The following is a 22385-nucleotide window of genomic DNA, read 5'->3' as shown; positions in this document are numbered from 1 at the left end:
TGACTCGGGCCACGCGAAATGGGCGTAACGCTCGTCGAAACAGTGCGATGACCTAAGAGGTGACAGCCGAGGAGGGAATACAGGCGCCGTAGCCGGCGCTGTTCTCCTCCGAGGTCCTAGCCCGCGCCGCCGGTACATCCCCAGCCCGGTGGTCGTCGGCTCCGGCCCGAACATGGGCGGGGGCGGAAGCCGTTTTCCATCGTTCCGAGAGGTTGTTCGTGTCGGCCAGCACATCCCGTACGCTCCCGCCGGAGATCGCCGAGTCCGAGTCTGTGATGGCGCTCATCGAGCGGGGAAAGGCTGATGGGCAGATCGCCGGCGATGACGTGCGTCGGGCCTTCGAGGCTGACCAGATTCCGCCAACCCAGTGGAAGAATGTTCTGCGCAGCCTCAACCAGATCCTCGAGGAAGAGGGTGTGACGCTGATGGTCAGTGCCGCGGAGTCGCCCAAGCGCACCCGGAAGAGCGTCGCAGCGAAGAGCCCGGCGAAGCGCACCGCCACCAAGACCGTCGCGGCCAAGACGGCCACGGCGAAGACCGTCGCCGCAGCAGCCACGGCTCCGACGGCCACCGCCGACGCCTCGGCCGACGAGACCGCGGCGCCCGCGAAGAAGGCGGCGGCCAAGAAGACCGCTGCCAAGAAGACGACGGCGGCGAAGAAGACCGCTGCCAAGAAGACCACGGCCGCGGCCAAGAAGACCGCTTCCAAGAACGACTCCGACGAGCTGGCCGAGACCGAAGAGGTCCTCGACGAGGTACAGCCCGGCAAGGGCGACGAGCCCGAGGGTGCCGAGAGCGCCGGTTTCGTCCTTTCCGACGAGGATGAGGACGACGCGCCCGCGCAGCAGGTCGCCGCGGCCGGCGCCACCGCCGACCCGGTCAAGGACTACCTCAAGCAGATCGGTAAGGTCCCGCTCCTCAACGCGGAGCAGGAGGTCGAGCTCGCCAAGCGCATCGAGGCCGGCCTGTTCGCCGAGGACAAGCTGGCGAACTCCGACAAGCTCGCCCCGAAGCTCAAGCGCGAGCTGGAGATCATCGCCGAGGACGGGCGCCGCGCCAAGAACCACCTGCTGGAGGCCAACCTCCGGCTGGTCGTCTCGCTGGCCAAGCGCTACACCGGTCGCGGCATGCTCTTCCTGGATCTCATCCAGGAGGGCAACCTCGGTCTGATCCGCGCCGTCGAGAAGTTCGACTACACCAAGGGCTACAAGTTCTCCACGTACGCCACCTGGTGGATCCGTCAGGCGATCACCCGCGCCATGGCCGACCAGGCCCGCACCATCCGTATCCCGGTGCACATGGTCGAGGTCATCAACAAGCTCGCGCGTGTGCAGCGTCAGATGCTCCAGGACCTCGGCCGCGAGCCCACCCCGGAGGAGCTGGCCAAGGAGCTCGACATGACCCCGGAGAAGGTCATCGAGGTCCAGAAGTACGGTCGTGAGCCGATCTCCCTCCACACCCCGCTGGGTGAGGACGGCGACAGCGAGTTCGGTGACCTGATCGAGGACTCCGAAGCGGTCGTGCCGGCTGACGCGGTCAGCTTCACCCTCCTTCAGGAGCAGCTGCACTCGGTGCTCGACACCCTGTCGGAGCGCGAGGCGGGTGTCGTCTCGATGCGCTTCGGCCTCACCGACGGCCAGCCCAAGACCCTGGACGAGATCGGCAAGGTCTACGGCGTCACGCGTGAGCGAATCCGCCAGATCGAGTCCAAGACCATGTCGAAGTTGCGTCACCCCTCGCGCTCGCAGGTGCTGCGCGACTACCTCGACTAGTCCGCACGGCTGACGACGCCAAGGGCCCGGCTCCCCCGAAACTGACGGGGAAGCCGGGCCCTTCGGCATGGCGCAGGGTGCGGGCCATCGTGCAGTGGCTGACTCTGGGTGGACGGAAGCCCACCGGAGAGTCAGGAGACGTCATGCGTCGCCCCTTCGCCCGAGCACTGACAGCACCCCTGGCCCTGGCGGCGGCAGCTGTCCTGATGCCGTTCGGTCATCCCACCCCGGCGTCCGCTGACAGTGTGATCATCGGCGGCAAACCGGCGCGGTCGGTGGACAGCCCCTGGGTCGTCGCCCTGTCCAGCCGTAGCCTGTTCGGAGGTACGAGGGCCGGTCAGTTCTGCGGCGGCGCACTGGTGGCACCCACGAAGGTGCTCACGGCGGCGCACTGTCTCAGCAATGAGGTGCTGGGGGGTCCCGTGGAGCAGATCCGCGACCTTCGGGTCATCACCGGACGGGAGAGCCTTCTCGGGCCGGGGGGCCAGGAGGTCCCGGTGCGGGAGGTACGGGTCGCGCCGGGTTACGACCCGAAGACCAACATCTACGACATGGCTGTGCTGACGCTCTCCAAGGCACTGCCCGCAACGCAGGTGATCACCCCGGCCGGGGCCGGCGACCCCGCGTACGCGGCAGGAACCCCCGCGTCGGTGTACGGCTGGGGCGACACCACGGGAGCGGGCAGCTATGCGAGCGCACTGCGCTCGGCACCGGTGCACGTCCTGGCCGACGAAGCGTGCAGCAAGGCGTATCCAGGCGTCCCGATCGGGCGCTACGAGCCCGGGACGATGATGTGCGCGGGTGATGCCAAGGGTGGCCGGGACGCCTGCCAGGGCGACAGCGGAGGGCCTCTGGTCGCGAACGGCCGACTGATCGGGCTGGTGTCATGGGGGAGCGGATGCGGGAGAGCGGACAGCCCCGGTGTCTACACCCGGGTGTCCGCGGTGATGCCCTCACTGGCCGACCGGCTGTGAGGATGCGCACGGTCGCCGGGCCGGCACAGGGCGTCAGTCCCTGCGAGGAAGCGAGCGCATGAGAACGGATGGCCGCCCCTCATCTCGAGGGGCGGCCATCCATCGGCCGGTCCTGGACCGGCCCTTGGCTCGTCGTAGGACGTGAGAGTCAGCGCTCGTCTTCGCCGGTACTGGCCGGTACAGCCGAAAGCCGGTCGGTCTCGTCCTGTATCTCAACGGCGATCTTCTTGAGTTCCGGCTCGAACTTGCGCCCGTGATGGGCACAGAAGAGCAGCTCACCACCGCTGGTCAGGATGACGCGCAGGTAGGCCTGGGCGCCGCAACGGTCGCAGCGGTCAGCGGCCGTCAGCGGGCTCGCGGGGGTCAGAACAGTAGTCACGTCGCCTCTTCTCTAGCTCGACGAGCTGTCGTACCAGGGTCAACATCCAACCAGGCCGAAAACGTTCCCGCTCGGGCCTTTCCCTCGAAACTTTTTCTTCAGGGTCCTTCGAGGCGGCTGGCTGCCGACTGGCTGGCGGCGAATGTGCCGTATTGCTTCGCTTTACGGTTTCGCTTGCTTGCTTGTCTGTCTCATGTGTCCTCCCGGCTGGCTTGCCGGTTTGTTGTTGAGGACGTGCCCGGAGCCTAAATGGTTCATGCGCCGAAGGGAACGTGATGTGCACGTCACCCGATCGAGGGATCGAACGTGTATGCGACTCTGCACTAGCATGAACCATCACGAGGGTGGCGTTACACCGGCTCTACCAGGCCTCGGTACCCTCTGACCGGCGAACGACGCCGGGCCTTTACCCCACAGAGGCCAGATCCAAATTCAGCGAGGAGCGAACCGCGTGACCGCCGAAATGTCAGTGCCGTCCAGTGCGCTGCTGACCGCAGACCGTGACGGTTCCAACTACACCGCGCGTCACCTGCTCGTTCTTGAAGGGCTGGAGGCGGTCCGCAAGCGGCCCGGCATGTACATCGGATCCACCGACAGCCGTGGCCTCATGCACTGCCTCTGGGAGATCATCGACAACTCGGTGGACGAGGCCCTGGGCGGGTACTGCGACCACATCGAGGTGATCCTGCACGACGACGGCTCGGTCGAGGTCCGGGACGACGGCCGGGGCATCCCCGTCGACGTCGAGCCGAAGACCGGCCTCTCGGGCGTCGAGGTCGTGATGACCAAGCTGCACGCCGGTGGAAAGTTCGGCGGCGGCTCGTACGCCGCCTCCGGCGGCCTGCACGGTGTGGGCGCCTCCGTGGTGAACGCGCTCTCCTCCCGTCTCGACGTCGAGGTCGACCGGAACGGCGCCACGCACGCCATCAGCTTCCGCCGCGGAGTCCCCGGAATCTTCACCGAGTCAGGACCTGACGCCCCCTTCGACCCGGCCAACGGACTGATCAAGGGCAAGCGGGTGCCCAAGGCCCGTACCGGCACCCGCGTCCGCTACTGGGCGGACCGGCAGATCTTCCTCAAGGACGCCAAGCTGTCGCTGGAGACCCTGCACCAGCGCGCCCGCCAGACCGCGTTCCTCGTACCCGGCCTCACCATTGTCGTCCGGGACGAGCGCGACCTGGAAGGCGAGGGCAAGTCGCAGGAGATCTTCCGCTTCGACGGCGGCATCAGCGAGTTCTGCGAGTACCTCGCCCAGGACAAGGGCGTCTGCGACGTCCTGCGCCTCACCGGCCACGGCAGCTTCAAGGAGACCGTCCCGGTCCTCGACGACCGTGGCCACATGACGCCGACCGAGGTCACCCGCGACCTCGGCGTGGACATCGCCCTGCGCTGGGGCACCGGCTACGACACCACGGTCAAGTCCTTCGTCAACATCATCGCCACCCCCAAGGGCGGCACCCACATCACCGGCTTCGAGCGCTCGGTCACCAAGACGATCAACGAAGTGCTGCGCTCCGCCAAGTTGCTGAGGGTCGCCGAGGACGACGTGGTCAAGGACGACGCTCTCGAAGGGCTCACCGCGGTCGTCACCGTGCGTCTGGCCGAGCCGCAGTTCGAAGGGCAGACGAAGGAGGTGCTCGGCACCTCCGCCGCCAACCGGATCGTGGCCAATGTCGTGGCCAAGGAGCTCAAGGAGTTCCTGACCTCCACCAAGCGCGATGCCAAGGCGCAGGCCAGGGCGGTCCTGGAGAAGGCCGTCGCCGCGGCGCGTACGCGTATCGCGGCACGCCAGCACAAGGAGGCTCAGCGGCGTAAGACGGCCCTGGAGTCCTCATCGCTGCCGGCCAAGCTCGCCGACTGCCGCAGCGACGATGTCGACCGCAGCGAGCTCTTCATCGTCGAGGGAGACTCCGCGCTCGGCACGGCCAAGCTCGCCCGGAACTCCGAGTTTCAGGCGCTGCTCCCGATTCGCGGCAAGATCCTCAACGTCCAGAAGTCGTCCGTCTCCGACATGCTCAAGAACGCCGAGTGCGGAGCGATCATCCAGGTCATAGGAGCGGGCTCCGGCCGCACCTTCGACATCGACGCCGCCCGCTACGGCAAGATCGTCCTCCTGGTGGACGCGGACGTCGACGGCGCTCACATCCGCTGCCTGCTCCTCACGCTCTTCCAGCGCTATATGCGGCCCATGGTCGAGGCGGGCCGCGTCTACGCCGCCGTACCGCCCCTGCACCGGATCGAACTCGTCCAGCCCAAGAAGGGCCAGGACAAGTACGTGTACACGTACTCGGACAACGAACTGCGTTCCACGCTGCTCGAGTTCCAGCGCAAGGGCGTTCGCTTCAAGGACTCCATCCAGCGATACAAGGGCCTTGGTGAGATGGACGCCGACCAGCTCGCGGAGACCACGATGGACCCGCGCCACCGCACGCTGCGCCGAATCAACATCGGCGATCTGGAATCGGCGGAGCAGGTGTTCGACCTGCTGATGGGCAACGACGTCGCCCCGCGCAAGGAGTTCATCACCAGCAGCGCGGCGACACTCGACCGCTCCCGTATCGATGCCTGACGCCTGACGCCTGACGCCTGACGCCTGACGCCTGACGCCTGACGCCTGACGCCTGACTCCGTGCCCCGGCGCGGCGCCCATAGCGCGCCGCCCCGGGCTTCCGAAACCCAGCGGAATCACAGCATCCGTCACCTAATGGGGTGAAGAGAAAGAGAGAAGAGTCAGGGATCTCCCCGTTCTGTCCATTCTGGACTGGGCCAGCGACCGCGATGGTTCGCTGACAGGGAGAGAGCTGAGCGTGGAGAAGCAGGAATGCCGGGACGACGGTGCCGTGCGCATCGACGACCCGTGGTACGACGCATTGGCCTTCGGATGGGGCGAGCTGGACGGGACAGGCATGCCCGCGCCGACCTCGCTCCCGGGGACCGCGTACCCGGAGCACCGGCAAGGACCGTCCGACATCTATCGGGAAGTGCAACGCAGCGCGGCCTTCCAGGAGGTACGCAGCCGCTATCGGCGGTTCGTCGTCCCGGCGACGTTCGCCTTCTTCACCTGGTACGTGGCGTATGTCGTCACCGCCACCGCCGCACCCGCGCTGATGGCGAAGCCGGTCGCCGGGGCGATCAACGTGGCGATGGTGGCCGGCCTCGGCCAGTTCCTCACCACCTTCCTCCTCACCTGGGCCTACGCCCGCCACGCCCGGCTGCGAAGGGACCGCGCGGCGCTGGATCTGCGCTGGACGGTCTTCGACCAGACCAGGGACGCGGGGTCTCAGGGCCTGATGGAGCCCGGATCCCCCGACGGGGCGGAATCCGTCCCCCCGGACCGGACGGAAGAGGTCCGCGGCGGCGCGGAGCCTTCGCGGGGGGCCGAGCGTTGAGCGGCGATCACCAGACGCTGGCGCTGCTGCTGTTCAGTGCCTTCATCGCGGTCACCCTGGGCATCACCACCTGGGTGAGCCGTCACCGGCACGGCTCGGCTGAGGAGTTCTACGCGGGCGGCCGGCTGTTCTCGCCCATGGAGAACGGCTTCGCCATAGCGGGCGACTACATGTCCGCGGCCTCGTTCCTAGGTATCTCCGGGGTCATCGCCCTCTACGGCTACGACGGGATGCTCTACTCCGTCGGATTCCTGGTGGCCTGGCTGGTCGTACTGCTCCTGGTCGCTGAACTCGTCCGCAACTGCGGCCGGTTCACCCTTGCCGACGTCGTCGCCGCCCGGATGAGGGAGCGTCCGGTGCGCATAGCCGCGGGCACGTCCTCGGTCACTGTCTCCGTCCTCTACCTGGTGGCACAGATGGTGGGAGCCGGCAGTCTGGTCGCCCTGCTGCTGGGCGGGACGAGTGAGACCGCGCGCTCCTGGACCGTCATCGGGGTCGGTGCCCTGATGGTGGTCTATGTGTCGTTCGGCGGGATGCGGGCCACCACCTGGATCCAGATCGTGAAGGCCGTGCTCCTGATGACAGGCGCGATTGCGCTCACCGTGCTCGTACTGGCGCGCTTCCACGGCGACTTCAACGCGCTGCTCGAATCCGCCGCCCGGCAGAGCGGCCATGGAAGGGACTTCCTCGCCCCCGGGCTGCGGTACGGCGGGGACTGGACCGCACGCGTCGACTTCATCAGCCTCGGGCTTGCCCTGGTGCTGGGGACCGCGGGACTGCCGCACATCCTGTCCCGCTTCTACACGGTGCCGACCGCGCGCGCCGCCCGCCGCTCCGTCGTCTGGTCCATCGGCCTGATCGGCAGCTTCTACCTGATGACGATAGTGCTGGGGTTCGGCGCCGCGGCGATCCTCGGTACGGACCGGGTGCGCGCTTCGAACCCCGCGGGGAACACGGCGGTTCCGCTCCTCGCCCAGGAGCTCGGCGGGGGCGAGGGCTCCACCGGAGGCACCGTGTTGTTCGCCGTCGTTGCGGCGGTGGCGTTCGCGACCATCCTGGCCGTCGTCGCCGGGATCACCCTCGCGTCCTCCGCCTCGGTCGCCCATGATCTGTACGCCTCGTTGCGACGGAACGGGGCCGGCCAGCGCAGCGAGGTCGCGGTGGCCCGGATCGCGGCGGCGGGTATCGGGGCGGTCGCGATCGCGCTCGGACTTGTCGCCCGGGATCTGAATGTGGCGTTTCTGGTGGGACTGGCCTTCGCCGTCGCCGCATCGGCCAATCTTCCGGTCCTGCTGTTCTCGCTGTTCTGGCGGAACTTCACCACACGCGGCGCGGTCTGGTCCGTCTACGGCGGGCTGATCCCCGCGGTGCTGCTCGTGGTGCTCTCCCCGGTGGTGTCCGGAAGCCCGGAAGCGCTGTTCCCCCACGTGGACTTTCATGTGTTCCCGCTGCAGAACCCCGGAGTGGTCTCCATCCCCCTGGGCTTCCTCGCGGGCTGGATCGGCACAGTCACCTCGTCCGAGCTGCCGGACGAGGCCAAGCACGCGGAGACGGAGGTGCGGGCGCTGACCGGGGCGGGCGCGGTGTGAGCCCCGCGTCCCGGCTCGTACGCTGCCCCGTATCCTGGGTGGCTCGATGGGTACCGAAGCCGCATGGGAGCCGCGTTGAGTCAGCCTCAGATCCCCGTCGTCGTCCTCGCGGGATTTCTGGGATCCGGCAAGACCACGCTGCTCAACCATCTGCTGAGAGCGAGCGGCGGGACCAGGATCGGCGCGATCGTCAATGATTTCGGCTCGATCGAGATCGATGCCATGACGGTGGCAGGTCAGCTTGGTGATTCCACGATGTCGCTGGGCAACGGCTGTCTGTGCTGTGCGGTCGACGCGAGCGAGCTCGATGCGTTCCTGGACAAGCTCACCGGGCCCGCGGCGCGGATCGATGTGATCGTGATCGAGGCGAGCGGTCTCGCCGAGCCGCAGGAGCTGGTCCGTATGCTCCTGGCCAGCGAGAACGAGCGGATCGTGTACGGCGGTCTGGTCGAGGTGGTCGACGCGGCCGAATTTGAAGCGACGCGGGAGAAGCACCCTGAGATCGAGCGGCACCTCGCCATCGCCGATCTGGTCGTCCTGAACAAGGCGGACCGCGTAGGTGACGAGACGGGGGAGCGGCTAGGGCAGCGGATCACCGCTCTGGCCGACGGCGCAGCCGTGCTCCCGGCGGCCTACGGGCGCATCGATCCGGATCTGCTCTTCGAATGCCGCCCGCGCGGAGAGCGCGTCGGACAGCTGTCGATCGAGGACATCCTCGACGACATCCACGGCGACGACTCCGCACAACCGGGTCATGACGGTGACGGCGCTCACGGCCATGGCACCCATCTCCATGCCGCTTACGAGAGCGTCTCCTTCACCGCTGCCGAGCCGCTCCACCCGCGCAGACTGCTGGACTTCCTCGACGCACGGCCCGAAGGGCTCTACCGGATCAAGGGTTTCGTGGACTTCGGCGCCGCCGACCCCGACCACCGCTACTCCGTCCACTCCGTCGGCAGGTTCCTGCGTTTCTACCCGGAACCCTGGTCGGGGACCGAAGCCACCGGTCGGGGCACCCAGTTGGTCCTCATCGGGTCCGGAATGGATACGGGGTCCCTGATCGGGCAACTCGAAGCCGCCCGAGTGTGCGGTCCTGAGGACTTTCCGGGGGAGCACGCCCTGTGGGGCGTGCTCCGGTACGTCCCCAGCCCGGCGGACGACTCCGGAGCCGAGGAAGGCGATCCGGACGACTACCTGACGTAGCCCGTTGCCCGCTGCCGTGTGAAGCGCGCCCGCATCGTGCGGGCGCGCTTCACCGGTTTGCGCGACGGGCTCACCCGGGGCTGATCCGGATGCCCGTGCCGGGGTCCCGCGGCTACGACACAGGACCCGCCAGCGCCGCCACCGGCTTCGCCAGGGCGATACCGGAGCCGTCGCGCCGGGGATCGGTGTCCGGCAGCTCGGAAGGGCTGCCGTTCTTCTGCGCTGCACGGGCCGGTGCCGGACCGGCCCAGGCCAGCAGCAGTACGTCCTCACCCTTGAGGAAACGCTGGCATCGCACACCGCCGGTCGCGCGGCCCTTGCGCGGATACTGGTCGAACGGTGTCAGCTTCGCCGTGGTGACCGAGTCGTCCAGCGCGCCCGTCGAGCCCGCCGCGGTGAAGACCACCGCGTCGGCCGCCGGGTCCACCGCGGTGAACGAGAGCACCTCGGCGCCCTCGGTGAGTTTGATGCCTGCCATGCCGGCGGCAGCTCGGCCCTGGGGCCTGACCTGTGCGGCCTGGAAGCGCAGCAGCTGGGCGTCGGAGGTGATGAAGACCAGGTCCTCATCGCCCGTGCGCAGCTCGATGCCGCCGACGATCCGGTCGCCTTCCTTCAGGCTGATGACCTCGAGCTCGTCCTTGTTGGCCGGGTAGTCCGGCACCACACGCTTGACCACTCCCTGGAGCGTGCCGAGCGCCAGACCCGGTGATGCCTCATCGAGGGTGGTCAGACAGACCACCGACTCGTCGGGCTCGAGGGACAGGAACTCCGACAGCTGCGCCCCGCCCGCGAGGGTCGGCGCGGACGCCGAGTCGGGCAGCTGCGGGAGGTCGATCACCGCGAGTCTCAGCAGCCGTCCGGCCGAGGTGACCGCCCCCACCTCGCCGCGCGCCGTGGCGAGGACCGCGGAGACGATCAGATCGTGCCTGGCGCGCTTGCCGTCGTCCTGCGGGAGCGACTCGGCCGTGACCGTACGGGCCAGCAGCCCCGTCGACGAGAGCAGCACCCGGCAGGGGGCGTCGGCCACCTGGAGGGAAACGGCGGCAGGAGCGGGCGCGCCCGCGGATTCCAGCAGGACCGTGCGCCGCTCGGTGGCGAACTTCTTGGCCACCGCCGCCAGCTCCGAGGAGACCAGCTTGCGCAGCTCCGCGTCCGACTCCAGGATCCGGGTCAGCTCCTCGATCTCCGCGGTCAGCCGGTCGCGTTCGCTCTCCAGCTCGATCCGGTCGAACTTGGTGAGCCGGCGCAGTGGCGTGTCGAGGATGTACTGGGTCTGCACCTCGCTGAGCGAGAAGTGCGCGATGAGGCGCTCCTTCGCCTGCGCGGAATTCTCGCTGGAGCGGATCAGCCGGATGACCTCGTCGATGTCGAGGAGTGCGACGAGCAGGCCCTCGACCAGGTGGAGCCGGTCGCGCTTCTTGCCGCGGCGGAACTCGCTGCGTCGGCGCACCACCGTGAAGCGGTGGTCGAGATAGACCTCCAGGAGTTCCTTCAGGCCCAGGGTCAGAGGCTGACCGTCGACCAGCGCCACGTTGTTGATGCCGAAGGACTCCTCCATCGGCGTCAGCTTGTAGAGCTGCTCCAGGACGGCCTCCGGGATGAAGCCGTTCTTGATCTCGATCACCAGCCGCAGCCCGTGCTCGCGGTCGGTGAGGTCCTTGACGTCCGCGATGCCCTGGAGCTTCTTCGAACCGACCAGATCCTTGATCTTCGCGATCACCTTCTCCGGGCCCACGGCGAAGGGGAGTTCGGTGACGATCAGGCCCTTGCGGCGCGCGGTCACGTTCTCGACCGTCACCGTGGCACGGATCTTGAAGGTGCCGCGGCCCGACTCATAGGCGTCCCTGATCCCGGAGAGGCCCACGATCCGGCCACCAGTGGGCAGATCGGGACCCGGGACATGGCGCATCAGAGTCTCGAGATCCGCGCCGGGATGCCTGATCAGATGGCGTGCGGCGGCGATGACTTCGCCGAGGTTGTGCGGCGGCATGTTCGTCGCCATGCCGACGGCGATGCCTGACGCGCCGTTGACCAGCAGATTGGGGAAGGCGGCGGGCAGAGCGACCGGCTCCTGCTCCTGCCCGTCGTAGTTCGGTGAGAAATCGACCGTGTCCTCGTCGATCGACTCGGTCATCAGGCTCGTCGCGTCGGCCATCCGGCATTCCGTGTACCGCATGGCGGCCGGGGGGTCGTCATTGCCGAGCGAGCCGAAGTTCCCGTGGCCGTCGACCAGCGGGAGCCGCATCGAGAAGGGCTGGGCCATCCGCACCAGGGCGTCGTAGATCGACGCGTCGCCGTGCGGGTGGAGCTTGCCCATGACCTCGCCGACGACCCGGGCGCACTTCACGTACCCGCGGTCGGGGCGCAGCCCCATCTCGTTCATCTGGTAAACGATCCGGCGGTGGACGGGCTTCATGCCGTCTCTGGCGTCGGGCAGGGCACGGGAGTAGATCACCGAGTACGCGTACTCGAGGAAGGAGCCCTGCATTTCGTCGACGACGTCGATGTCGAGGATCCTCTCCTCGAAGTCGTCGGGCGGCGGCGTCTTCGTGCTGCGGCGGGCCATCGCTGCTGCGGCTCCTTCACCAACATGAACATGAACATGAACGGGAACTGATGCGGACCATTGTGGACCGTACCTCCGACAACGCGGACCGCGACCCGGGGCAGAGGCCCAAGCGGGCTCCGCGACCACGCGCCGTAACCGGGACGGAACCGCCGGGAACTTCGCCAGGTGTCGGTGGCCTTGCATACAGTGGCAGGACAACCGGCAGGACTACCGAAACGCGATCGAAGGGACCACATGCCCATGGGTCACACGGCCACAGCGCAGGCCGGCTCCGGCGGCCTGACAGCGACCGAGCACCGCCTGGCCAACGGCTTGCGGGTGGTGCTCTCCGAGGACCACCTGACCCCGGTCGCCGCGGTGTGCCTCTGGTACGACGTCGGCTCCCGCCATGAAGTCAAGGGACGTACGGGACTGGCTCACCTTTTCGAGCACCTGATGTTCCAGGGCTCCGGGCAGGTGTCGGGCAACGGTCACTTCGAGCTGGTCCAGGGGGCCGGCGGCTCGCTCAACGGCACCACCAGCTTCGAGCGCACCAACTACTTCGAGACCATGCCGACCCACCAGCTGGAGCTCGCGCTCTGGCTGGAGGCCGACCGCATGGGCTCGCTGCTCGCCGCGCTCGACGAGGAGTCCATGGAGAACCAGCGGGACGTCGTCAAGAACGAGCGCCGCCAGCGCTACGACAACGTCCCCTACGGCACGGCCTTCGAGAAGCTGACGGCCCTGGCGTACCCCGAGGGCCACCCTTACCACCACACCCCGATCGGCTCGATGGCCGACCTGGACGCGGCGACCCTCGAGGACGCGCGGCACTTCTTCCGTACCTACTACGCGCCCAACAACGCCGTGCTGTCGGTTGTCGGCGACATCGACCCCGAGCAGACCCTCGCCTGGATCGAGAAGTACTTCGGCTCCATCCCGTCCCATGACGGCAAGCAGCCGCCGCGCGACGGCTCGCTGCCCGAGACCATCGGTGAGCAACTGCGTGAGGAGATCGTCGACGAGGTCCCCGCCCGCGCCCTGATGGCCGCCTACCGGCTGCCGCACGACGGCACACGGGAATGCGACGCCGCAGACCTGGCGCTCACCGTCCTCGGCGGCGGGGAGTCGTCCCGGCTGCACAACCGGTTGGTGCGCCGCGACCGCACGGCGGTCGCCGCCGGCTTCGGTCTGCTGCGACTGGCCGGGGCGCCGTCGATGGGCTGGCTGGATGTGAAGACCTCCGGTGGTGTCGAGGTACCCGAGATCGAGGCCGCCGTGGACGAGGAGCTCGCACGGTTCGCCGCCGACGGGCCGACGTCCGAGGAGATGGAGCGCGCCCAGGCCCAGCTGGAGCGCGAATGGCTGGACCGGCTGGGCACCGTCGCGGGCCGCGCCGACGAACTGTGCCGGTACGCCGTGCTGTTCGGCGACCCCCAGCTGGCGTTCAGCGCCGTCTCGCGGGTCCTGGACGTCACCGCGGACGAGGTGCGGGCCGTCGCTCAGGCCCGGCTGCGGCCGGACAACCGCGCGGTGCTGGTGTACGAGCCCGCAGCCGCCGCTGCCGCCGCGGCAGAGGACAACGACGACGCCGACGACGCAGAGGGGGCCGGACAGTGACCGAGGCTGCCGTGACCATGGACTTCCACCCGCAGCCGCAGCCCGGGCTGGCCCGGCCGTGGGCCTTCCCCGCGCCCGAGCGCGGCGCGCTCGGCAACGGACTGACGGTGCTGCGCTGCCACCGCCCCGGCCAGCAGGTCGTGGCCGTTGAGATCTTCCTCGACGCTCCTCTGGACGCGGAGCCCGAGGGCCTCGACGGCGTGGCCACGATCATGGCCCGAGCGCTTTCCGAGGGCACCGACAAACACACGGCGGAGCAGTTCGCCGCCGAGCTGGAGCGCTGCGGCGCCACCCTCGACGCACACGCCGACCACCCCGGCGTCCGCCTCTCGCTCGAAGTGCCGGTCTCCCGGCTGCCGAAGGCCATGGGCCTGCTGGCCGAGGCCCTGAGGGCGCCGCTGTTCGCGGACAGTGAGGTCGAGCGGCTCGTACGCAACCGGCTCGACGAGATCCCGCACGAGACGGCGAACCCGGCCCGCCGCGGCGCCAAGGAGCTGGCCAAGCAGCTCTTCCCGGCGTCCTCGCGGATGTCGCGGCCCCGTCAGGGCAGCGAAGAGACCGTGGCAGGCATCGACTCCGCTGCCGTCAGGGCTTTCTATGAGGCCCATGTGCGGCCCGCCACCGCCACGGCCGTGATCGTCGGTGACCTCGCCGACGTCGATCTGGACGCCGTGCTGGCCGACACCATCGGCGCCTGGACCGGCAGCGCGGGCGAGCCCCGCCTCATGGCGCCGATCACCGCCGACGACACGGGCCGTGTCGTGATCGTCGACCGTCCCGGCGCCGTTCAGACCCAGCTGCTCATCGGCCGCATCGGGCCGGACCGCCATGACAGCGTCTGGCCGGCCCAGGTCCTCGGCACCTACTGCCTGGGTGGCACCCTCACCTCGCGCCTGGACCGCGTCCTGCGCGAGGAGAAGGGCTACACCTACGGAGTGCGGGCCTTCGCCCAGGTGCTGCGCTCGGCCGCCCCCGCGGCCCCGGGTGGTGCCACCGGCGCGGCCACGCTCGCCATCAGCGGCTCCGTCGACACCCCGAACACCGGCCCGGCGCTCCAGGATCTCGTCACGGTGCTGCGCACGCTCGCCGCCGAGGGCCTCACGGACGCCGAGCGCGATGTGGCTGTGCAGAACCTGGTGGGTGTCGCCCCGCTGAAGTACGAGACCGCCGCCTCCGTCGCCGGCACGCTGGCCGACCAGGTGGAGCAGGGTCTCCCGGACGACTTCCAGGGACAGCTGTATGCCCGGCTGGCCGCCACCGGCACCGTCGAGGCGACCGCCGCGGTCGTCAGCGCCTTCCCGGTGGATCGGCTTGTCACGGTCCTCGTCGGTGACGCCGCGGAGATCGAGGAGCCGGTCAAGGCGCTCGGAATCGGCGAAGTGACCATTGTCACCGGCTGATTGACGGGAGTGAGCCGAAGGTCCGTGGAGCCAGGAGGCATCCGCGGGTGAGGACCTGCACGGGCCCCGTTGGCGCATGCTCAACGGGGCCCTTCTCTTTGCCCGTTCATCCCTCTCCGCACCTGCCCGTTTGTCCGTTTTGTTGGAGAGGCTGCCTGTCTGCCCTGTGGGATGTGCGACAAAATCTCGTGTTCATTTGGTGATTGGCCGAAGATCGGCTTAGCGTCTTCTGCACTGTCCGCTCGTTGATATGCGCCGCACCTGCGGCAACGGGCAGCTATCGCCGAGTCCCCGTCGGGCGCAAGCCTGGGGAGCCGGGGACCCACAAGTCCCGTGGGGTGAATCGGTACGCCTTCGCGCATCCGCGTGGAGGGGGACCGTAGGAGACCTTCCTGCTCCGAACCCGTCAGCTAACCCGGTAGGCGAGAAGGAAGGAAAGGACAAGCCACTTCATGGCGTTCACCCGTGCCACCGGGAAGCATCGTGGTCCGAGCCGGCTGACGCGCAAGCGTGCGGGCATCGCCGGGGCCGCGGCGCTGGCCACCACCGGCGTCGTCGGAACCCTCGCCTCACCCGCCCTCGCCGCCGAGCCGGAGAGCCCCTCCGTCGAGGACACCGGTCTGAACCAGGTGGTCATCGTCGGCGACACGCTCGCCAAGCAGGTCGGCGCCCAGGCCGACGTCCAGCAGGAAGAGGCGGACCTCGCCGCGTCCAAGGCCAAGGCCGAAGCCGACGCGAAGCGCAACGCCGAGCTCCGGGTCAAGGCCGCCCGGGATGCCGAGGAACGCGCCGCCCGTGAGGCCGAGCGCAAGCGCCTGCTGTCGTACAACCTTCCCGTCGCCGGGTCCTATGTCAGCACCGACTACCACTCGGGCGGGGCCATCTGGTCCTCGGGCAGCCACACCGGCATCGACTTCCACGCCTCCTCCGGGTCCAAGGTCGTCGCGGTCGGCACGGGCACCGTCGTGGAGGCCGGCTGGGGTGGCGCGTACGGCAACAACGTCGTGATCAAGATGAACGACGGCACGTACACCCAGTACGGCCACCTCTCGTCCATCAGCGTCTCCGTCGGCGAGCGGGTCACCCCGGGCCAGCAGCTCGGACTGTCCGGCTCCACCGGCAACACCACCGGCCCGCACCTCCACTTCGAAGCCCGTACGAGCCCCGAGTACGGCTCGGACATCGACCCGGTGGCCTATCTGCGCGGCCACGGCGTCAAGGTCTGACCGAACCGCAACGCGGCAGGCGAAGCTCCGATCCGCGCGCGGTCCCACGGCGCGCGGAGCACGAAGGCTCCGGCCCGGTCATCGAGACCGGCCGGAGCCTTCGGCATTTTCCGGCCAAAAGATATCCATGGACCGGAGCGGGCCATCGGAATTCCGTCCCATTGTCATAGAGTCACCGAACAGACGTCGCTCGACTGATCGACTGGATCTCGCGCGGAGTGAGCGGATGCAGCGGATTTAGGCGGAGGTTCGGTATGCGCATTCCTGCGCGCTCGGTATGCACGGCAATCCGCGACGACATCGTGTCCGGGGTCCTGGAGCGTGGCAGCCGGCTCGCCGAGGAGCAGTTGGCCCGTCGCTACGGCGTCTCGCGCGTCCCTGTGCGCGAGGCGCTGCGCACCCTGGAGTCCGAAGGCTTCGTGGTGTCCCGCCGGCACGCCGGCGCGTGTGTCGCCGAGCCCACCAGGCAGGAGGCCGCCGACCTTCTGGAGACCCGCGTGCTGCTGGAGCCGCTCGGTGCTGCCCGGGCCGCGCAGCGGCGTACCGAGGCCCATCTGAAGGTGCTGCGCGGCCTGGTAAGACTGGGCCGGGAGCGGGCTCGCGGCGGCCAGGGCGAGGATCTGCGGTCACTGGGCGGCTGGTTCCACGAGACGCTGGCCCAGGCGTCCGCCAGCCCCGGGCTGATCACCTTGCTCACCCAGTTGCGGTACAAGATCGCCTGGATGTACGCGGTCGAGCAGCCGGTCCAGCCGATGGAGTGCTGGTCCGAGCATGCGGCGATCGTGGACGCGGTGGCGCGCGGGGACGCGGAGCGCGCGCGGGCGCTCACCGCGGTGCACGCGGAGCGGACGGCCAGGGCGCACCGGCTGCGTATTCCGCCGCCGCGCCCGGCGGTGAGGGTTTCGCAACATCCCGTAAACACAGCGAGCGCGCGTGATTAACACAGGTGCCGTATACAAAAGAGGTTCAATAAACGATTTCCGGGGGGTGTGCCCCCAGGCGTGAATTGCTGTGCCTTGGTGCTCCCGGTATTCCGGTGGCGATCCTCTTCATAAATGCTGCGCCAATTCACACGGTCTCGGGCAGTTCCTCAAGTCCTTCGGCCACCAGCTTCGCCAGCCGGTCCAGTGCCGCCTCGGCGCCGTCCGCGTCGGAGGCGAGCACGATCTCCTCGCCGCCCTCCGCGCCGAGGCCGAGCACCGCCAGCATCGAGGCGGCGTTGACCGGGCTGGCGTCGGCCTTGGCGATGGTGACCGGAATGCCCGCGGCCGTGGCGGCGCGGACGAAGATCGAAGCGGGGCGGGCGTGCAGGCCCTCGGCCCAGCCGACATGGACGCGGCGCTCAGCCATGGTGATGCCTCCTCAGTCTGGGGGTGACCTCAGACTGCACCCGGCTTACGGGCTTCGCGACCGGGGCCCGGGTCGTAGTCTGGGCCCATGCAGACCCCGTCGGACCACGCGTACCCCGACCACTGGGAAGCCGACGTGGTGCTGCGTGACGGTGGCACCGCACGCATCAGGCCCATCACCACGCAGGACGCCGAGCGGCTCGTGAGCTTCTACGAACAGGTCTCGGACGAGTCCAAGTACTACCGCTTCTTCGCGCCCTACCCCCGGCTGTCCACCAAGGACGTCCACCGGTTCACCCACCACGACTACGTGGACCGGGTGGGCTTGGCGGCGACGGTGGGCGGCGAGTTCATCGCCACCGTGCGCTACGACCGGATCGACGCGAACGGCAGGCCGGCATCGGCGCCCGCCGACGAGGCCGAGGTCGCCTTCCTCGTCCAGGACGCGCACCAGGGGAGGGGCGTCGCGTCCGCGCTCCTCGAGCACATCACGGCGGTCGCCCGTGAGCGGGGGATCCGGCGGTTCGCGGCGGAGGTGCTGCCGGCGAACAGCAAGATGATCAAGGTCTTCACCGACGCCGGCTACACCCAGAAGCGCAGCTTCGAGGACGGAGCCGTCCGGCTGACGCTGGACCTGGAGCCGACCGCCCGGTCACTGGCCGTCCAGCGGGCGCGCGAGCAGCGCGCCGAGGCGCGCTCCGTGCAGCGCCTGCTGGCCCCCGGTTCGGTGGCGGTGATCGGCGCCGGCCGGGCACCGGGTGGCGTGGGCCGTGCCGCACTGCGCAATCTCGTGGAATCCGGTTACACCGGACGGCTGTACGCGGTGAACCGGGCCTTGGCGCAGGACGCGCAGGGTGCTCAGCGCGCGGAGGTCTCGCAGGACACGCAGGGCATGCACGATCCGGGCCACGTGCCCGGCCTGGACGGCGTGCCCGCCTTCCGGACGCTCGCGGAGATCGGGGAGCCCGTCGACCTCGCGGTCGTGGCGGTACCCGCCGAGCGGGTGCCGGAAGTGGTCGCGGACTGCGGCGAACACGGGGTGCAGGGCTTGGTCGTGCTGACCGCCGGTTACGCGGAGAGCGGCGCCCGGGGGCGCGAGCGACAGCGCGAACTGGTGCGCCAGGCACGCAGCTACGGCATGCGGATCATCGGCCCGAACGCCTTCGGGATCATCAACACCGCGGACGCGGTCCGGCTGAACGCGTCGCTCGCCCCCGAGTCACCGAACAGGGGCCGGATCGGTCTGTTCACCCAGTCGGGGGCGATCGGAATCGCCCTGCTCAGCGGACTGCACCGGCGCGGCGCCGGACTGTCGTCCTTCATCTCGTCGGGCAACCGGGCGGATGTGTCCGGGAACGACTTCCTCCAGTACTGGTACGAGGACCCCGGCACCGATGTGGTGCTGCTGTACCTGGAGTCGCTCGGCAACCCCCGCAAGTTCGCCCGTCTCGCCCGGCGCACCGCCGCCGTCAAACCCGTGGTGGTCGTACGGGGCGCCCGGCACAGCGGCAGCGCCCCACCCGGGCATGCGGTGCCGACCACCCGCATCCCGTATGCCACGGTCTCCGAGCTCCTCGCGCAGGCGGGCGTGATCCGCGTCGACACCGTCACGGAGCTCGTCGACGTGGGGCTGCTGCTCGCGGGACAGCCGCTGCCCGCGGGCTCTCGGGTGGCGATCCTCGGCAACTCCGAGTCCCTCGGGCTGCTCACCTATGACGCCTGCCTGGCGGAGGGCCTGCGGCCGCTCCCGCCGCGCGACCTGACGACGGCGGCCACCCCGGACGACTTCCGCTACGCGCTGGCCGAGGCGATGAAGGACCCGGCGTGCGACGCGGTCGTCGTCAACGCGATCCCCTGGGTGGGGGAGGGCGGGGCGACCGAGTCGGGTGACGGCGAGGTGCTGGCGGGGGCACTGCGCCAGGCGGCGGAGGCCTCCCCTCCCAAGCCGGTCCTCGTGGTCCATGTCGAACTGGGCGGTCTGGCGGACGCGCTGGCGGCGGCCACGAGTTCGGCGCCCCCGCGGCCGTCCACCGCGCCGGGCGCCGACGCGGCTCCCGGTGACCCGGCACCCGACGGGACAGGGCCGGCACGTCCGTTCGGTGCCGTACGACGCGACGCCATGCGACAGGACGCCGCCGTACGGGACGGGGCGGGGGCCCCGGAAGCGGCCGCCGCGCAGTTGCTTCCCGCCATGCCCCGTATCCCCGCGTACCCTGCGGCCGAGCGTGCCGTACGCGCCCTCGCCGAAGCTGTGCGGTACGCGCAGTGGCGCCGGGACGCCGCGCGTCCCGGCAAGGTGCCGGAGTTCGACGACATCGACGAGGCCGGTGCCGCGGCACTCGTCGGCCGGGTGATGGACCAGACACGCGGGGCACACGGCGTCACCCTCACCGATCACGACTCGCGCGCACTCCTCGCGTGCTACGGCATCGACGTACTGGCCACCGCCCCCGCGCCGAGCCCCGATGCCGCCGTGCGCGCGGCCGCGCAGCTCGGCTATCCCGTGGCGCTCAAGACCATGGCGCCGCACCTGCGGCACCGCCCCGACCTCGGCGGCGTCCGGCTCGACCTCGCCGACGAGCACCAAGTCCGGCAGGCCTACGCGGAGTTGACCGCGGCACTCGGCGGTCCGGCCGAGATCAGGCCGGTCGTGCAGGCCATGGTCCCGCGCGGTGTGGACACCGTCGTACGAGCCGCCATCGATCCGGCCGTCGGAGCCGTACTGTCGTTCGGGCTTGCCGGACCCGCCACGGAGCTGCTCGGGGACACGGCACACCGGCTGGTCCCCGCCACCGACCGCGATGCCGCCGAGCTCGTACGCTCCATCAGGACGGCTCCCATCCTCTTCGGCTGGCGCGGCTCGGCGCCCGTGGACAGCGACGCCCTCGAGGAACTGCTGCTGCGGGTGTCGCGACTGGTCGACGACCATCCGGAGGTGGTCGGGATCAACCTGGAACCGGTCGTCGTGGCCCAGCGGGGTCTCTCCGTGCTCGGCGCCACCGTCCGGCTGGCCCCGCCACCGCCCCGCAGCGACCTGGGCCCGCGGACGCTCCCCCGTTACTGAGCGCACTCCAGGGTCCCGCGGCCCCGTAGGATGGAGCCCATGGCGAAGACCGGTACGACGACCCAGGGGCTGCGCACGGCGATCGAGCGCAGCGGCTACTACCCGGCTCTCGTGGCCGAGGCGGTGGAAGCCGCCGTCGGTGGTGAGCAGATCGCGTCGTACCTGGTCCACCAGGAGACCACGTTCGACTCGAACGAGGTCCGCCGCCATGTCACCGTCCTGGTGCTCACGGCCACCCGGTTCGTGGTGAGCCACACCGACGAGCAGGCCGCCGACAACAGTTCCCCGACGCCGTACGCCACGACCTCCACCGAATCGGTCAAGCTGGACCGTATCTCCTCGGTCGTCGTCAGCCGTGTCGTCGCCAACCCGGAGGCGTACACCCCCGGCACGCTGCCCCGCGAGGTCGTTCTCACCATCGGCTGGGGCGCCGTCTCCCGTATCGACCTCGAGCCCGCCGCTTGTGGAGACCCCAACTGCGACGCTGACCACGGCTACACCGGCAGCTCCACCGCGGACGACCTCAGTCTGCGCGTCAGCGAAGCGGGTGACGGCCCGGACGCGGTCCGGCAGACCCTCACCTTCGCCCAGGCCCTGTCCGAGGCCACGGCAGCCACGACGGCCGCCGCACGCTGATGGTCCTGCCCGACTCCGCCCTGCCCGGTGACCCCTGGCACAGCGATTTCCACCCCCTCGCACTCGACACCGCCGCCGTACCCGCGTACGGCTCCGGATCCCTCGCCGATCTGCTGCCGACCATCGCCGCGGGCCAGGGCGTGCCCGGAACACACCGCATGCTCACGGAGCTGGAGCCCGCGGACCGGAACTGCGTCTTCCTGATCGACGGCCTCGGCTGGGAGCAGCTCAGAGCGCACCCCGCCGAGGCACCGTTCCTGACCTCGCTGCTCGGCTCGTCCCGCGGCGGCACGGGTGCACCGATCACCGTCGGCTTCCCCTCCACCACCGCCACCTCGCTCGCCTCCTTCGGTACCGGCCTGCCGCCCGGCTCGCACGGCCTGCCGGGCTACAGCGCCCGCAACCCCGAGACCGGCGAGCTGATGAACCAGCTCCGCTGGACGCCCTGGACCTCCCCGCACGTCTGGCAGCCGTACCCGACGGTCTTCCAGCTCGCGGACGAGGCCGGTGTGCACACCGCTCAGGTGTCGTCGCCGGCTTTCCAGGGCACCCCGCTCACCAAGATCGCCCTGAGTGGTGGAACGTTCCACGGCAGGCTCAGCGGCGAGGAGCGGATGGACTTCGCGGCCCAGCAGCTCGCGGCCGCCGACCGGTCGCTCGTCTACACCTACTACAGCGAGGTCGACGGCAAGGGCCATCGTTTCGGCGTGGACTCCGACGCCTGGCGCGGCCAGCTCATGTACGTCGACCGCCTGGTGCAGCGCCTGGCCGAGCAGCTTCCGCCGCGCACCGCGCTCTATGTGACCGCCGACCACGGCATGATCGACATCCCGTTCGACGAGGAGTCGCGCATCGACTTCGACGAGGACTGGGAGCTGCGTGCCGGTGTCGCCCTGCTCGGCGGCGAGGGCCGGGCCCGCCATGTGTACGCGGTGCCGGGCGCCGAGTCCGATGTGCTCGCCGTCTGGCGGGAGGTGCTGGGCGACCGCTTCTGGGTCGCGAGCCGTGACGAGGCGATCGCTGCGGGCTGGTTCGGCGGCCAGGTCGACGAGCGTGTGTACGGCCGTATCGGCGATGTCGTCGCGGCGGCACACGCGGATGTGGTGATCACCGCGTCCGTGAACGAGCCCCGGGAGTCGGCGATGGTCGGCATGCATGGTTCGATGACGCCCGTGGAGCAGCTCGTTCCGCTGATCGAAGTACGCACCTGAACCGCGCACTCCGCGCGCCTCACCG

The 22385-nt window shown here is 69.6% G+C and carries 16 protein-coding genes and 1 riboswitch; of the genes, 13 read left to right on the top strand and 3 right to left on the bottom strand.

Features of this window, described 5'->3' with window-relative positions; genetic code table 11:
* Window positions 1-218: 218 nt before the first annotated feature.
* Window positions 219-1772 carry an RNA polymerase sigma factor gene (locus ABZ532_RS13285; RefSeq protein WP_361281999.1) on the top strand — a complete coding sequence of 518 codons (1554 nt, stop codon included), beginning with the start codon at window positions 219-221 and terminating at the stop codon, window positions 1770-1772.
* A gap of 143 nt (window positions 1773-1915) precedes the next feature.
* Window positions 1916-2746, top strand: coding sequence for a serine protease (locus ABZ532_RS13280; RefSeq protein WP_361281996.1), 831 nt, complete (start codon window positions 1916-1918; stop codon window positions 2744-2746).
* Between the two features lie 148 nt (window positions 2747-2894).
* On the opposite strand, the gene ABZ532_RS13275 is transcribed toward ABZ532_RS13280, so the two are convergent.
* A complete protein-coding gene (locus tag ABZ532_RS13275) occupies window positions 2895-3125 on the bottom strand; it encodes a hypothetical protein (protein WP_361281994.1) in 231 nt (76 codons plus the stop codon).
* Window positions 3126-3576: 451 nt separating this feature from the next.
* Here ABZ532_RS13275 and ABZ532_RS13270 point away from each other — a divergent pair, with 451 nt between their 5' ends.
* The 4 genes from ABZ532_RS13270 to ABZ532_RS13255 all read left to right on the top strand — a co-directional run bounded on the left by ABZ532_RS13270 (window position 3577) and on the right by ABZ532_RS13255 (window position 9306).
* Entirely contained in the window at window positions 3577-5694 is a 2118-nt protein-coding gene (locus ABZ532_RS13270; protein ID WP_361281992.1) for a DNA topoisomerase IV subunit B, read from the top strand.
* 271 nt (window positions 5695-5965) lie between these two features.
* A complete protein-coding gene (locus tag ABZ532_RS13265) occupies window positions 5966-6514 on the top strand; it encodes a DUF485 domain-containing protein (protein ID WP_361282137.1) in 549 nt (182 codons plus the stop codon).
* Window positions 6511-8103 (top strand): cation acetate symporter, encoded by a 1593-nt coding sequence (locus ABZ532_RS13260; protein WP_361281990.1) that lies wholly within the window; start codon window positions 6511-6513, stop codon window positions 8101-8103. The genes ABZ532_RS13265 and ABZ532_RS13260 overlap by 4 nt, the downstream gene beginning before the upstream one ends.
* A 63-nt stretch (window positions 8104-8166) precedes the next feature.
* On the top strand, window positions 8167-9306 hold the full coding sequence (locus tag ABZ532_RS13255) for a GTP-binding protein (RefSeq protein ID WP_361281988.1): 1140 nt from the start codon (window positions 8167-8169) through the stop codon (window positions 9304-9306).
* Between the two features lie 112 nt (window positions 9307-9418).
* Here ABZ532_RS13255 and ABZ532_RS13250 read toward each other — a convergent pair whose 3' ends face one another.
* The gene (locus ABZ532_RS13250) at window positions 9419-11872 is read right to left on the bottom strand and encodes a DNA topoisomerase IV subunit A (protein ID WP_361281986.1); all 2454 of its coding nucleotides are present in this window, start codon (window positions 11870-11872) and stop codon (window positions 9419-9421) included.
* Between the two features lie 237 nt (window positions 11873-12109).
* Here ABZ532_RS13250 and ABZ532_RS13245 point away from each other — a divergent pair, with 237 nt between their 5' ends.
* The 4 genes from ABZ532_RS13245 (at window position 12110) to ABZ532_RS13230 (ending at window position 17041) form a co-directional block, all read left to right on the top strand.
* On the top strand, window positions 12110-13474 hold the full coding sequence (locus tag ABZ532_RS13245; protein ID WP_361281984.1) for a pitrilysin family protein: 1365 nt from the start codon (window positions 12110-12112) through the stop codon (window positions 13472-13474).
* Complete coding sequence (locus ABZ532_RS13240; protein WP_361281982.1) at window positions 13471-14874, top strand: pitrilysin family protein; 1404 nt, start codon at window positions 13471-13473, stop codon at window positions 14872-14874. The genes ABZ532_RS13245 and ABZ532_RS13240 overlap by 4 nt, the downstream gene beginning before the upstream one ends.
* A 271-nt stretch (window positions 14875-15145) precedes the next feature.
* Window positions 15146-15314: riboswitch (cyclic di-AMP (ydaO/yuaA leader) on the top strand.
* Window positions 15315-15326: 12 nt separating this feature from the next.
* On the top strand, window positions 15327-16100 hold the full coding sequence (locus tag ABZ532_RS13235) for a M23 family metallopeptidase (protein ID WP_361281980.1): 774 nt from the start codon (window positions 15327-15329) through the stop codon (window positions 16098-16100).
* Window positions 16101-16354: 254 nt separating this feature from the next.
* Entirely contained in the window at window positions 16355-17041 is a 687-nt protein-coding gene (locus ABZ532_RS13230) for a GntR family transcriptional regulator (RefSeq protein ID WP_361281978.1), read from the top strand.
* A 127-nt stretch (window positions 17042-17168) separates the two neighbouring features.
* Here ABZ532_RS13230 and ABZ532_RS13225 read toward each other — a convergent pair whose 3' ends face one another.
* Complete coding sequence (locus tag ABZ532_RS13225) at window positions 17169-17450, bottom strand: HPr family phosphocarrier protein (protein WP_361281976.1); 282 nt, start codon at window positions 17448-17450, stop codon at window positions 17169-17171.
* Window positions 17451-17537: 87 nt separating this feature from the next.
* Between ABZ532_RS13225 and ABZ532_RS13220 the strand changes: the two genes are divergently transcribed.
* Genes ABZ532_RS13220 through ABZ532_RS13210 form a run of 3 tightly spaced genes read left to right on the top strand, consistent with a single transcriptional unit; the run spans window position 17538 to window position 22360 of the window.
* The gene (locus tag ABZ532_RS13220) at window positions 17538-20513 is read left to right on the top strand and encodes a GNAT family N-acetyltransferase (protein WP_361281974.1); all 2976 of its coding nucleotides are present in this window, start codon (window positions 17538-17540) and stop codon (window positions 20511-20513) included.
* 39 nt (window positions 20514-20552) lie between these two features.
* Window positions 20553-21149: a DUF5998 family protein gene (locus tag ABZ532_RS13215; protein WP_361281972.1), complete on the top strand. Its 597-nt coding sequence runs from the start codon at window positions 20553-20555 to the stop codon at window positions 21147-21149.
* Window positions 21149-22360 carry a nucleotide pyrophosphatase/phosphodiesterase family protein gene (locus ABZ532_RS13210; protein ID WP_361281970.1) on the top strand — a complete coding sequence of 404 codons (1212 nt, stop codon included), beginning with the start codon at window positions 21149-21151 and terminating at the stop codon, window positions 22358-22360. Before ABZ532_RS13215 ends, ABZ532_RS13210 begins: the two co-directional genes overlap by 1 nt.
* The last annotated feature ends 25 nt before the right edge of the window (window positions 22361-22385 follow it).

It is taken from the genome of Streptomyces sp. NPDC019396 (assembly GCF_040632375.1).
In the GTDB taxonomy this organism is placed as follows: domain Bacteria; phylum Actinomycetota; class Actinomycetes; order Streptomycetales; family Streptomycetaceae; genus Streptomyces.
The sequence above is the reverse complement of the archived record's forward strand: the minus strand, read 5'-3'. Positions and strand labels throughout refer to the sequence as shown.

Excerpts from the sequence above, each read along its gene's own strand:
- ABZ532_RS13280 (WP_361281996.1), top strand. The coding sequence starts at position 1,916 with ATGCGTCGCCCCTTCGCCCGAGCACTGACAGCACCCCTGGCCCTGGCG.
- ABZ532_RS13255 (WP_361281988.1), top strand. The coding sequence starts at position 8,167 with ATGGGAGCCGCGTTGAGTCAGCCTCAGATCCCCGTCGTCGTCCTCGCG.
- ABZ532_RS13250 (WP_361281986.1), bottom strand. The coding sequence starts at position 11,872 with ATGGCCCGCCGCAGCACGAAGACGCCGCCGCCCGACGACTTCGAGGAG.
- ABZ532_RS13245 (WP_361281984.1), top strand. The coding sequence starts at position 12,110 with ATGCCCATGGGTCACACGGCCACAGCGCAGGCCGGCTCCGGCGGCCTG.
- ABZ532_RS13235 (WP_361281980.1), top strand. The coding sequence starts at position 15,327 with ATGGCGTTCACCCGTGCCACCGGGAAGCATCGTGGTCCGAGCCGGCTG.
- ABZ532_RS13230 (WP_361281978.1), top strand. The coding sequence starts at position 16,355 with ATGCGCATTCCTGCGCGCTCGGTATGCACGGCAATCCGCGACGACATC.
- ABZ532_RS13225 (WP_361281976.1), bottom strand. The coding sequence starts at position 17,450 with ATGGCTGAGCGCCGCGTCCATGTCGGCTGGGCCGAGGGCCTGCACGCC.
- ABZ532_RS13220 (WP_361281974.1), top strand. The coding sequence starts at position 17,538 with ATGCAGACCCCGTCGGACCACGCGTACCCCGACCACTGGGAAGCCGAC.
- ABZ532_RS13215 (WP_361281972.1), top strand. The coding sequence starts at position 20,553 with ATGGCGAAGACCGGTACGACGACCCAGGGGCTGCGCACGGCGATCGAG.
- ABZ532_RS13210 (WP_361281970.1), top strand. The coding sequence starts at position 21,149 with ATGGTCCTGCCCGACTCCGCCCTGCCCGGTGACCCCTGGCACAGCGAT.